Annotated in this window: 5 protein-coding genes; all 5 read right to left on the minus strand. The window is 48.4% G+C overall.

What is annotated here, in order from left to right; all coding sequences use genetic code 11:
- Nucleotides 1–14 precede the first annotated feature (14 nt).
- The 5 genes from MKY28_RS21295 to nirB all read right to left on the minus strand — a co-directional run bounded on the left by MKY28_RS21295 (nucleotide 15) and on the right by nirB (nucleotide 13389).
- Entirely contained in the window at nucleotides 15–2726 is a 2712-nt protein-coding gene (locus tag MKY28_RS21295; protein ID WP_340936925.1) for a glycoside hydrolase family 3 C-terminal domain-containing protein, read from the minus strand.
- Between the two features lie 648 nt (nucleotides 2727–3374).
- A complete protein-coding gene (locus MKY28_RS21300) occupies nucleotides 3375–8345 on the minus strand; it encodes a DUF4132 domain-containing protein (RefSeq protein WP_340936926.1) in 4971 nt (1656 codons plus the stop codon).
- Nucleotides 8346–8369: 24 nt separating this feature from the next.
- Nucleotides 8370–8789, minus strand: coding sequence for a hypothetical protein (locus MKY28_RS21305; RefSeq protein ID WP_100527712.1), 420 nt, complete (start codon nucleotides 8787–8789; stop codon nucleotides 8370–8372).
- 331 nt (nucleotides 8790–9120) lie between these two features.
- Entirely contained in the window at nucleotides 9121–11253 is a 2133-nt protein-coding gene (nasC, locus tag MKY28_RS21310) for an assimilatory nitrate reductase catalytic subunit NasC (protein WP_340936927.1), read from the minus strand.
- A gap of 21 nt (nucleotides 11254–11274) precedes the next feature.
- Nucleotides 11275–13389 (minus strand): nitrite reductase large subunit NirB, encoded by a 2115-nt coding sequence (nirB, locus tag MKY28_RS21315; protein ID WP_340936928.1) that lies wholly within the window; start codon nucleotides 13387–13389, stop codon nucleotides 11275–11277.
- Nucleotides 13390–13748: the final 359 nt, after the last annotated feature.

Below are 13748 nucleotides of genomic sequence, written 5' to 3' on the forward strand. Positions count from 1 at the left end.
TCCCTTATTGAACTTTATTTACCGGACTTGCTTCCGATATTCACACTGCCTGTCAGACGGATATCATCCGATGCACTGCCAACATACACTTGAACTTTCCCCTTAGGCATTACCCATTCATGGGATGTTTCATCCCAATAGGACAATGCGCTGCGATCCAGTTGAATGTTGACCCGTTGTTGCTTGCCTGCTTTCAGATCAACCTTCGCCCAGCCAGCAAGTTGTTTCTCCGGGGTCTCGACTTTGGTTGGCAGATTGCCAACATAGACCTGTACAACTTCTGCACCGTCAACTTTACCGGTATTACGCAGGTTGAGGGATACTTCTACAGTTTCCTTATCGCCTTTACCTGTGTTTTTCACATGCAGATTACGATAATTAAAATCGGTATACGACAGTCCGTGTCCAAAGGCAAACGCCGGTGTCATGCCTTCTTTGTCATATCCTTTATACCCTACAAAAATACCCTCGGAATAGTTGCCCACCCCGTTCACACCCGGGAATTGTTCCGCAGTGGATACCGGGGTCTGGGAATCATCTGATGGGAACGTCACCGGCAACTTACCGGATGGATTCACATCACCAAACAGCACACGTGCCACTGCATTACCTTGTTCCTGACCTGCATACCAAGCCTGAACGATGGATGGCACTTCTTTTTGCCAGGAATCCATTTCAACAGCGCGACCACTCATTTGCACCACGATCGTTTTGGGATTGGCTGCTGCTACCTTGCGGATCAGCTGCTCCTGGTTATTCGGCAGCTCCAGGTCGGAACGGTCGACGTAACCTTCACTGTCATACGTACGAGTTACCACGACGGCAACATCGGATTTTTTCGCCAGCTCAACTGCTTTTTGCATTTTAATATCCACAGCGTCGTCTGGAGCTTCCCAGCCGAAACGAACCTGTGCACCCATATCATGATTGGTCTGTACCGGGAAATCCGTACGATACTCAATTCGAATATTGTGGGACTCACCTTCTTTGAATGTGATTTCTTTCTTCGTTGTACTCAATGTTTCACCTTGATTGTCTACGAGTAATTTATCATCCACATACAGTTTCGCAGAACCTAGACTGGTCAGGGACAGTTTATATTCACCCGTTTGAGGTGCTGTGATCGCCCCTGTCCAACGAGCAGACATTTTGGCATTGAATTTCGTAGGTGTCACTGGAAGCTTGGAAGACTGTGCGTTAAAACCTTCATAGTTGTAGAATCCAAGATTCATGTTGACCTGATTATCTGTACGGACCAAAGAAGGATTACCCTCCATATCTTTATTCGTCCAGTATTCAGCACGCAGACCGTATTCCGCACGATCTGTACCATAGTCTCTTTCACTTTCCTGAGCATCCGCTGGTGATAAAAGAGTAGAAGGTACGGCGGATGGTCCATTAAATGCATCTCCTGCGGAGATAGGATCCGTTCCGGCAGCATATTTTACATCCACACCGTTACCGGCACGGTTACGAATGCCTTGAAGTGGACTTACAGTATACGTCGGATTAACCAGACTGCTACCTCCACCAGCAGCAGATGCGTTATCTGCATCCGGACCGATGACAGCGATGGATTTCACGTTTTTCTTGGACAGCGGCAGCACATTATCGTTGTTTTGCAAAAGAACCATGCTCTCTTCTGCAATTTCACGTGCCTGTTTGCCGTCTTTCTTAGCATTGATTTGTGTATTCGTTACAGGGTTATCGAACAGCCCTTTATCGAACATTTGAAGCAAAATGCGTCTAACCTTCTCATCAACGGTTTGCTCGCTGACTTCGCCATTGTTCACGGCTTCCAGCAATTTGTCTCCCCATTTGCCGTAAGGCTCTCCCGGTGTCTCCAGATCCAGACCCGCATTGGCGGACTTGGCTGTGCTGAAGTTTGCACCGTAGTCACTCATGACAAACCCTTCGAAGCCAAACTGATCCCGAAGGACATTGGTCAGCATCTCCTTGTTCTCACAAGCATATGTACCGTTCACCTGGTTAAATGAACACATTGCTGAACCAAGATCCGCTTTTTCGACCATCGCCTGGAACGGACGTGCATAGACTTCCTGAATGGCACGTTCGCTGGCTGTTGCATTGGTCGTGAAACGTTCCGTCTCCTGGTTGTTCAGGATATAGTGTTTCGCTGTAGCGATAACTGGATTACTTTGAATTCCGTTCACATACGCTGCACCCATGCCGGAAGCCAGTAGCGGATCTTCCCCGAGAGATTCGAAGTTCCGGGAACCCCATGGTGTACGTGCAATATCCAGCCCAGGGCCGAGCACTACATTATGTGTTGTATCATGTGCTTCCTGACCGATCAGATCGCCATATTTCTTGGCCAGATTGGTATCCCAGGAAGCGGCAAGCGCGATGGGTGCAGGCAATGCCGTGGACTTTTTGTCCTGCACATCCGGGTTAGCCACACGTACTCCTGCGGGTCCATCTGCCATCTGTAATGCCGGAATGCCGAGGCGCTCCAATTCATCATTATAGAAACCATAATAGTTATTTACTTTACCGGTTACGAATCCAACTTTCTCCTCCAGCGTCATCTCCTTGAGCAGCAGCTCGGTGCGTTCTTCCGCTGATAGAGATTTGTTCATCCAAGGCCGATTGGCCCCAGATTCCGCCTCCGCGGCGAAGGCGTGCAGCGGCATAGCCGCAACCGCCACGATGATTAATAACATAAACCATCGTTTGAGGAAAATCAGATTGAGTCTTCTGTTCATGTTGTAAGTTCTCCTTCTCTCTTGATCATTTTTCTTGTGCACATATTGAATACATGTATACAAGGGAATGCGAACTGGCTTGATCCCAGTCTTTCAAGCATTCAGGTCGTCCTGCACATGGCTTCTGAAACTGCAGCCTGCAAGCAAGTCAGCAGATTTCGCTTCCTAACGATAGCCGACATGATCATGAATTACATCCCCTTAAATTTGGTAAATGACCGATTGGAACAAGCCTAGTTCTTTGGAATCACCATATTAATAATTCAGATAACAAAACAAGAAAACGAATTATTTACATTTCCGTAACTACTTTAGAACAAATTCTTTACTTTTAAAAACAGTCGGTTCGACCCACTCCCGATCAACCAATTAATGCAATTAATTATCAGATTAAGGAATATGTCGACACACTCTGGGTCCTAAGTCTATTTGAAAACGGAACCAATCCGGTCCATTGAAATATCCAAAAATATAAAAGCAACTGAGGTCCCTTTTAACAGGTTCTTCAGCTGCCTTTATGTTGGAATTGCTCCATATTGTTCACTTTCCATCCATGATTCTTGTTCTACACTCGTTATATTGAGATTCGAAGTTACATTGAAATCGGAGTAGCAAATAAAAAACCGCCCCAAGAGGGACGGCTCACTTCTAGTTCTGTAACTGTGCAAGAATCTGCGGGTCCTTGATCTTTTTATCTTCGGCGAGCAACATCACCTTGGACAAAATCTCAGCTGTTCTCGGATCTTCATCGAGGAATGGCAGGAAGATTCGACCCCGATGCTGACTGTGCACCGGAACAATATGAAGTGCACCTGTTGCTTGTTTAAACACATTACCACTCCCCAGATGAACAGCATACTCACCCAATTCACCATCAATTCGTGCGTAATTCCCGTCCAAACGTACATTGTCGATCTTCAGCAGACGCAACGACTCGTTCACAATGACGTGACGCATCTCGATTGTTGTCAGGCTGGCTTCCGGATCTACGCCTCCCACATGTGCAACGCTGACCACCAGATCGATATCACGCATAACTTCGGAGAAGAACGTCAGCGGCACATCTTGCAGCGCTACAGGTTTGTAACTCTTGCGATCGTAGAACTGCACCGTCTCCAAGGTAGGTGCCTCGGTATCTGCTGGTGAGAACCAATCTGCCATAGCATAGAGATTCGCAATCAGATTATGCTCATAACTTACCTTCTGCAGACCTTCCTCATAACTGACAGTCCATTGGCGTCCTTTAAGCAGAGCTACTGCTTTTTTCGGTTGAATCTGATACCCGGCGTATCGGCGAGACACCGTACCATTAGCCAATTCGTCCTCGTTAGGAAGATATAGCTCACGGAATACCTGCTTAAACGGCTGACGCTCCTGACGGGTGAACAGATCCCGCTGGAATTCACTCCAGCTTCCGCTCTGATACAGATGAAGAGGATGAGCAATCAACAGTTGATCCTGTTCCGCTAGTATATGGACCGTACCCTCCGCTCCTGGTGCAACCAAACCATTGGATGATACATCGAACCTTCCCGTCTTGTCACCTGACTGGAATACAAGTGTTCTTACCAGCGGTTGTATAACCGGATTTTGCATCAGACTGGCAATTTCCTCAAGTGTAAAGGATGTTCCAGCAGTCATCGAACGTTCCAGCTCCTGTCGTGCCCGGCGATACTGATCCACCAGATCCGATTTCAGCTCTTTCAGTTCAGCGATATATCCATCTTTTTTGAACCGGGCAGGTACAGATTTGAGTGTCTTGCCTTTGCTAACGATAACCATCTCGGGTTGGCCTTCCTCATCAATGACCAATTGCGCTGTCGTGTCAGCATCCAATGCATGAGGTTCAAAGAAAGATTTCATCTCATCCAACTTACGTGCTTCCATGTCCCACATCAGCCGCGTAACATCGGCATAACCTGCATTACGAGCAAGATTACCCAGTGCAATCTGCGATGCCACACCTTCACTGGCACGGCGTTGCGCACCGAATTGTTTGCTCTGCATCAGGAACTTCTGAATGAAGTCGTATCGCTCACGCAGATCCTGTTCGCGATTTACAGCGAATGGAATCAAACTGTAGGTTAACAAATGATCCTTGTTTCGCTTGTCTGACACGGACTCACGCATATCGTCCAGTCGAAGCTTACCCAGTGCAGCATCTGCGAACAATTGGGATCTACGGTGGTTGGATCCCCCGGAAATATACTTGGCGCAATCGTATAACAGATTGAACCGTTCCTCCCCGACAGCAGCATAGGCTTCTTCAAACCAAGCGATATCAAACGCACCTTCATTAAAGTCCTGTGGTGAGATTGGAGAATAGTGGGCCACGATGGTTTCTTTCTCGGCAGTAAAGCGTTCATTAATATGGGCATGGAAGTACCAGGCTGCACTGCGTAGACCTTCCCATCCCAGATGTTTCGCTACAATCTCCATCCACTGCGGGGCGTACATGGCTGCTTCCAGCAATTTTTTCTCATTCACCGGATACTTATGGAGCAACTCCCCAAGACGCTTATCATCTTCTCCATCCCGTGGATGACAATTCTGAATTAAATAGCTAAACGTCTCTTTACGTGTTGTGTTGTCTCCATAACTATAGATATATCCACGGACAAATGTATCCTGATCCATCGCCGAGACCAGATGTACCCAGTGTTCCATGCCTTCAATTCGATCCAGTTTCATGGCAAGTGTGCTTACTTCTGTAGAGAGTTCTCCCCGGGTCAGCTCAATCTCCAGAATGCGATCGACCACCGCATCTCGCAATTGAACAAGCTTCGGATCACTCGCGATCATTTCTGTACGAGTGGATGTTAAGTCCCGAATAAACAACAGACGATTCTCACCGACCAGCACCTGTCGATATATCTCTTGATCATCAATCAGGTTCAACTGGTACGCACGCAGGAAATCTTCAAGTGACAGTAAAGACAGCGGTTGACTACTCTCTACAAGACTGGTGAACTGGTAAGCTGTCTGGAAGAAACGTTTGAAGCTGTTATCGTCATGGATTTTGCCACGAACTACATAATTCCAAGGTCCAGTCAGAATATGAAGCATGCCTGACTCTTTTTCGAGTCGATCAGCAGGCATACTTGCGATGATGGAGGCCCAGGTTTTCTCAGCTATTTCAAACGTGTCGATCGGATCGCTATCCTGAAATGCCGCCGATATCAGTGCCACTACCTGATCCTTATACGTTAACGAATCCAGCATCTGCTGCAGCTTTTCGATGTCATCCAGAGGATAGATCCGTTCGGCAAACGACTTGCGCCAGCCTTCCAATAACGGAATCTTCTGCAATTCGTCATAGTCATACTGCTCACGGAAATAACTGTAATGGTCGCTCAAATTGCCATTGAACTCCCCGAGCTGTATAGCCATGTATAGCTGCATCAGTTCCACACTGCTGAACCCGGCATGTTGAATATAGTTCTCCCATACGTCATGAAGCGGGAACTGTTCCATCTGCTTCATTTCATTCCGCTCTCCATACGGAACCTTGGAGCGAAGACTCGCTCCGACTAACAATGTGTCTTTATAGCCAGCGTAGTATTCCACTTGATACTCATAATCCCTGTGTTCATGCACTAATTCACTAAGTCCCTCCAGAAATGGTTTGGTCTTATCCAGAGAGAGTGTAAAGATATCCTTCGGATTATGGCCCTTGAGATCACGCTTCTCATCCAGCAATGGCTCACGTCGCTTCGGATCAAATAAACCAAATCCATTAGAGGCTGTGTAACGACTGCCCTGATCGGTCAGCTTATCCAGTAGTTTCTGTTCCTTGGCAGTGGGTGTCTCAATCAGCTGCGCCAATGGCTGCAATTGCTCCTGCTGATCTATCCGCTCTGGATCTGCCGCAATCTCGGTCAATAATTCTAGCGCACCCAAGCGCTGCAGTTCACTCTTGGCCTGCAAAAGTCGCTTCAGCGAGACCTCCAATTGGTCCACGGGTTGCAGTAACAATACATGAATGACCTTCTGACGAAGTGAGCCTGTTTTGAGCTTCATCAACGCCTCCATCTGTTTCATCTCATCAACCGTCAACGTGAGCAGCTTCGCTTTGGCAAGTGCACTCTCCCGATTACTGATGCTTTTATCAGACAAACTCTCAAACACAAACTGTCTTTGCACCTCATTATCGGGATGCTGAACAAACTGGGACAACAGTTCTCCGCGCAGTTCCGGGCTTAAACGGTCCTTGATTGCAATGACCTCCCCGATCCATTCCGGGTCCATATCATATGCAGCCAAATATAACATTTTCTTGACTACATCATCCGTATCAATTCGGTAGTGAACATACTCAAGTACACCCGATGGTCCACCTGACCCGCCTTTTGGAATGGCAACCAGCATCTGTTTGAACCGATCAAAGTCCTGACGCCGCAAGGCCTTTTCTCCAAGAGCAGGCAATGGCCACACGTAGACGCTACGCTGATTCTCTCCATTCTCGAAACTCCAGTTGTACATATACATCGCATCATAGTTGGTCACAATCCAGTGCATCAACTCGGTATCCTGCGCCTCCAGATAACGACGTGCAATGTCCAAACGAAGCTCCCTGTTCTGGCTGTTCGCCAGTACATATTGGGCAACAATCTTCTGATATAACTGACCTTGATCCATAATCTCGATTATCTTGCTCTTCAATTCATTCTCTTCAATGACCGCTGTCGCCCACAGACTGATAAAGAGTTTGTTGGCGTTAGCTTCCTGCTGCCAGGCCTCGCGTACTTCTGGTTGCACAAGCGCCTGATAGGCCTGTTCAATCAACTGTGCGGCAACACGCTGGTTGGCTGCTTCTATGCCGATCCCCGTCCATACGGCAAGCGCTCTTACCACGGAACTGAAGCGAATCAGGTTGTTGTCGATAATGATTTTTAATATGTAAATATAGGCTTCCAGTGTCCCTTCATCCATCCGCTCCACAATGCTTTGGCGCAGCCCTTCCTGCAACCTTGCTGCAACTAGCAGCTCACCCACCATCTGATAGGCATCCGCCTGATCACTCATGAATATACCTTTGATCATTTCATGGGTTAACAGCGCCGTCTGATTGTCACCATAGATAACATCATGCAGCGCCTGCTTCATATCTCCGCCCTGATGATCCAGTTCATAAGCGATACAATCTGCCAGAACCCAACGGATCTCATGCAGATAATCCAGCTTGTACTCACGAAGTGACACGTATTCTTCCAGGGAGAAATTTTTCATTTCCATACGGAACAATCCCATCAGTTTACGGATGACTTGTTCTACATGCTGCTCCGGATCGGATGTGCGGAAAGGACGGCGTTCATAGTTGTTACTGTATGGGAAACGAGTCGCACGCTCTGCGATATAACGGAATCGTGCAACCAATGACTCGCTCGCCAGATGCTGGAGCACATCCAATAGTGGCTCGAATAATGGTTTCTGTGTTTCTGCAGCCAACCTTCCAAGCAACTTATCAGTATTCAAAAACATCTTTTCGTCTCCACGCAAATACGTAGACCCGGCGATCTCCACAACATAGCCTGCCAGCTCAAGCTGTACCCCTGTTAACGACTTGGCTCTTTCCTGCAATCCATCCATATACACCTGTACTTGCTCTTCCTGATTCATCCTGTTCTCCTCCTTCATCGCGCTCTACCACAGACGTCCGGCTAGCATTGTAAAACGAATAAACACCACGTTATCTCCGTCTTTTACAACAAGTGACTCATCCAGTTCCTGCAATTCTTCATCATTGAGAAACACTTTGTACAACCCATCCTCATAGGCGGTTATAGCTGTCTCCATCGCAACTTCCAGATCAGGAACACCCTCATTGTATACTGCGCCAAACCCAACTTTCCCCACCGCTCCTTGTGTCTCAATCTCATCCGGCATCAGGTAGGCGAGCAATTCTGCCTGTTGTTTCTTGTCCTGAAGAGCTTTTACTTGTAGAGCCACCATGTTCTCAATGAGCTGCCTTAACGTATGAGTTGTTTCCGGAAGTTCGGCAGCTTGCTTGGCAAGTACCGGCTTGCGCTTTCCCAGACTTTTTACCGTTATCCATACGTTCACTGCATTCCCTCCCTTATCTTGCTCTATTTGAAGAAGCTTCCATAAGCCCCGATATCTATACCACGATGCGGAATAACCTAAACTCGAAATGACTATCAGTCTCTAAATAAAATATAAAATACGTACATATGTACCCCTAATGAACATCATAACTAAAATTCAATCCATATTCATGAGCCAATCCTCATGTTTACGTGGAACCACGGAACTAGGGCCTACTTGCGTACATATACGCAAAAAAAGCCGCACAGTCTCATATAAATATGGACTGCGCAGCTGCTAAGCTACCATTAGAACAGTTTATGTCGCCGGTAACCTGTAATTTTATGAATCATCTCGCCAGACGCAACGGTCGAATGGTTACAGCTGCTGTCTTGAAGCCAGGCATCCGACAGAACGGATCTAGCTCTGGTCTGGTGGCCCGATTCACATTCTGAATGCCGCTCCAATGCATCGGCACGAACAAGGTATCCTCCCGAATCGAATCCTTGATGCGCGAACGAACCGCGAAGCTTCCGTACGTCGATTGAATCTCTACCCACTCTCCATCGTGAATACGATAACGGGCAGCGGTAGCCGGGTGAAGTTCAACAAAGTTCTCCAATTCACGAGCTGCCAGTGCCGGACTTCGATGTGTCTGCACCCCTGTAAGATAATGAGGCAGCACACGCCCATTGGTGAGAATTAAGGGGAACTCCGAAGATATATCATTCCAGCCCGGGCTGGATTCAAATGTGAACGCCGCTTTGCCATCCGGGTGAGCGAATCGTTCACCGAACAGCAGTCCTTCTCCCTGATCTTCGAGGGCAGAACACGGCCAGTATACCCCTTTCTCGTTACGCAAACGCTCATAGGTAATGCCATAGTAATCAGCGACTCCGCCGCGGCTCGCCACCCGAAGCTCATTAAAGATATCCTCAGCAGTGTCATATTCAAAGTAAGAAGCTTTACCCAATTGCGCGGCAATCCGGCATAATATATCCCAATCATCAAGCGTTTCTCCCGGTGCAGGCCGCCCCTGTTCACGGAGCAGAACACGCCCCTCCAGATTGGTCAGTGTACCTTCATTCTCCATATAAGATGTAACCGGCAGAATCAGATCAGCCATGCGTGCTGTCTCCGACAGGAACATATCTGCCACGATCAGAAAGTCCAGCTTGCGCAGACCTTCTTCCACCAAACGCACATTGGGGTTGGATACGACCGGGTTGGAGCCCATTACAAGCAACGCCCGAATCTCCTGATCATGGACCTTCTCCATCATCTCGTAGGCGGATACCCCTTTGCCTGGCAAACTTGCAGGTTCCACGCCCCAGACGGATGCCACATAGGCACGATCGGCTTCATTTTCAATGGATCGATAGCCCGGCAGCTGGTCAGCCTTCTGCCCATGCTCCCGTCCGCCCTGCCCATTGCCTTGACCTGTGATGGCACCATATCCACAGCCTTCTCTACCAATTTTGCCAGTCGCCAGCACCAGGTTCAAAAAGTGTCTAACGGCCATATGCCCATCCGTCTGCTGCTCCACACCACGTGCTGTCATGATCATGCCTGTCTCTGCCTCACCATAGGCCATCGCTGCCTGACGAATCAGCGCCAGATCAACCCCGCACGTTTGTGCCGCCTGTTCGAGTTGCAGATCAGCCAACCCTTGTATCAATTGATCGTAACCATGCGTTCGTTTGTCTATAAAATGAGGCTTCACCAATCCGGCATCCATAATCACCTTCAACATGCTATCTGCCAGCAGAGCATCCATGCCAGGCTTCACCTGCAAATGAAGGTCGGCAATAGCTGCGGTTGCCGTTTTGCGTGGATCAATAACGATAATGAATGCCCCGTTCGCCTTGGCTTGATTGAAGTATGGCAGAAGGGTAGGTTGGCATTCTGCAATATTGGTACCTGCGAGTACTATACAACCTGCCTTGGGAATATCGGACAGACGGAACGTCAATCCACGGTCCATCCCAAACACTTTACTGCCAGCTGAAGCCGCAGCTGACATGCAGAACCGTCCATTATAGTCGATATACTTTGTCCCCAATGCAACCCGGGCAAATTTTCCGAGCAGGTAGGCTGTCTCATTGGTCAAAGATCCGCCTCCGTAGACTCCGACCGTATCTGCTCCGTATGAATCTTTCAAGTCCTGAAACCGCTCTGCGATGGTCTGAATGGCCTCCTTCCAGGAACAGCGTTCAAGCTCGCCATTACGACGAATGAGCGGATGCATTAATCGTTGACCACTGAGCGCATGTTGATGAGCATTCATGCCCTTCACACACAACCTGCCCTGAGAGGCTTCATTCGGAACACCTTGAACCGTATACTCACCACGACGCTGGCCTGCAACAGGTGCAGCCAGTTCTTCAACAGTCATCTTGCACTGCACACTGCAATACGGACACTGGGTTTCCTTTACATACAGCTTTGAGGCTGTTGGTTCTGAACTCACGGATAATCCCATCTTTCCATCCCCGCCTTTCATCTATATATCAGCTTGAAGTGTAGCTGCAAGTTCCTTCTGTAACTGGTCATCCAGCAGCGTTTCCCGAATCGACATGAATCCCAATCGTTCCGTCCATGCCCATAACGGCTCATCATACCAAGCGGTTTGGCGATACCATTGAAGACAGGCTGATGCGAGTATGGCCGCTTGCACCTCTGTTTCAGCCACCCCAATCAAGCCACCTTGTTTGACCGGATGCTCTGCATGACCGCCTGCGTAGATCTCCCATCCAGCTGGTGAAGCCAGCAAGCCAATATCCTGCACCAGTGCGCTCACCAACGAACCGGGCCCTGGTGCAACTCCCATATTCACCGGCGACGGCATCGCAGCGCCGATCCAACTCTCACGAAGTTGTGCAGCCAACCCCTTGGCATCTCTTGCATAGGATGAAAGCGGGATCTGATCATCCCAGCGCACCTGAACCTCTGAGTGAGCTTCGATCTCTCGAACAACCATCGTTCCACCGGATACCTGTAAGTAATAATGAATTACGGGAAGACATACCGAGCAACCAAGCTCCGAACCCCAACCCAGCTTCTGCAAGATCAAAGATATGTCTGGTAGCCCTGTCTCCAGAACATTGATGTCAGCCAGTATTCCCTTCAACTCTGCATGCCCAAGATCCGTACAACTGCAAACAGGCATTGGAGCAGGTTTATCTGGTGTGGCTACCACGCCAGTACCCCCGTTATTTTTCAGGTTATGCGTATGTTTCAACAGAGCAGCCACCATCGGGCGACAGCCACCGCATGAACCTGACGCCTTGGTCTGCTCCTTCACCTGATCTGCCGTCTCGAGACCCTGTTCCTGAATAGCTTTCATAATGGCAGCCTTGGTCACATTGTTGCAGGCACATACGGTCTCCTGAGCCGGTAATGCCGCAGCAGCCATCTCAGCCGGGTCCGGAGCCCCTTCACGCGGAGCCAATTCCGCCACATCTGCGTCCCGTTGCACAAGTCCAAGCAATGCCGTTCCTTCGGTTGTATCTCCAAATAAAATGGCTCCACGCACTTTTCCAGCCTGCATCAGCACTTTTTTATATGTGCCTTGAATGCCATCCAGATGTTGAATTGCAGTCTGCATGCCTTCCCCACTGATCTCACCCGCTGAGAAAACATCAACCCCCGATACCTTCAACTGTGAGTAGGGAATAGATCCTTTGTATTCAGGTGTTTCCTGTCCACAGAGCGTACGTGCGAGCACCTTCCCCTGTTCGTATAAGGGGGCCACCAGACCATAACTAATTCCCCGATGTTCAGCACATTCCCCAACTGCGTAGATATCCGGTACACTGGTGCACATATAGTCATCTACCATAATTGCCCGATTGGTTGCGATTCCACTTCGTCTGGCCAGATCCACATTTGGCCGAATCCCTACAGCGACAATGACAACCTGAGCTTCAAGCTTGGAACCATCTGTGAAGAGCAGCCCCTGCGCCTGCGATCGTCCGGTGATTTTTTGCGTATTTCTGGTCAAAAGAAAGGACATACCCTGCCCTTCAAGTTCCTCCTGAAGCATCGTGGCAGCCTTCTGATCCAACTGCCGGTTCATAATGTAAGGTGCGTTATGGACCACCACAGCTTCCATGCCCAGATGCAGTAACCCGCGCGCAGCCTCCAGCCCAAGCAATCCACCACCAATGACGGCGGCCTTGCGATATGTTTTGGAATAATCAGACATGCGCGTACAATCATCAATCGTTCGGAAGGACATGACCCGCTCTTTATCAATTCCCGGAATCGGTGGGATAAAAGGTGAAGACCCTGTCGCCAGAATCAGGACATCATAGGTTTCTTTTAGTCCGGATTCCGTCTCTATATATTTTCCACGGGTATCAATGCGGTGTACCGTTTCACCTGTACATAGCCGTATATGATGCTCGGCATACCAAGTCCAATCATTGATAATGATATCCTGTAACGAATGCTCACCCTGCAATACTTTCGATAACATGATCCGATTGTAGTTGGGACGGGGTTCATTGCCGTAGATTACAATCTCATACGTATCAGGCTCCAGTGCGATAATCTCTTCGACACACTTCACTCCAGCCATGCCATTCCCGATAATCACCAGTTTGCTTCTGCTCATGGGCTGCCCCCTATCTCTCTCACTCCTGAAAATAAACAGAAAAATCCCTTCTCCATGATTCGGAAAAGGGCACCGTTGCCTCCGGAATCCACACGCCTTTGTGTGGATTCATATTAGATTCAGATTAAGGGAATCTCAATCTAATGTCAACTAAATTAACATTAAAAATGCGAATGACGATTAAAAAATGAATTATTTAAAATCTCATGTAATTTTTATTGACATACACATTTTCGCTTGATTATAATTTGAATCAAAATCACAGTGCTGTGATCAACTCAGATGCGGGAACACAATGACGTGTACCGCCTGTCGGCAACGGGGCCGCAAATCGTTCAGATCTGGACGAATTGCGGCCT

Origin of the sequence: Paenibacillus sp. FSL R5-0473, from assembly GCF_038004565.1 — a bacterium.
In the GTDB taxonomy this organism is placed as follows: Bacteria; Bacillota; Bacilli; order Paenibacillales; family Paenibacillaceae; genus Paenibacillus; species Paenibacillus amylolyticus.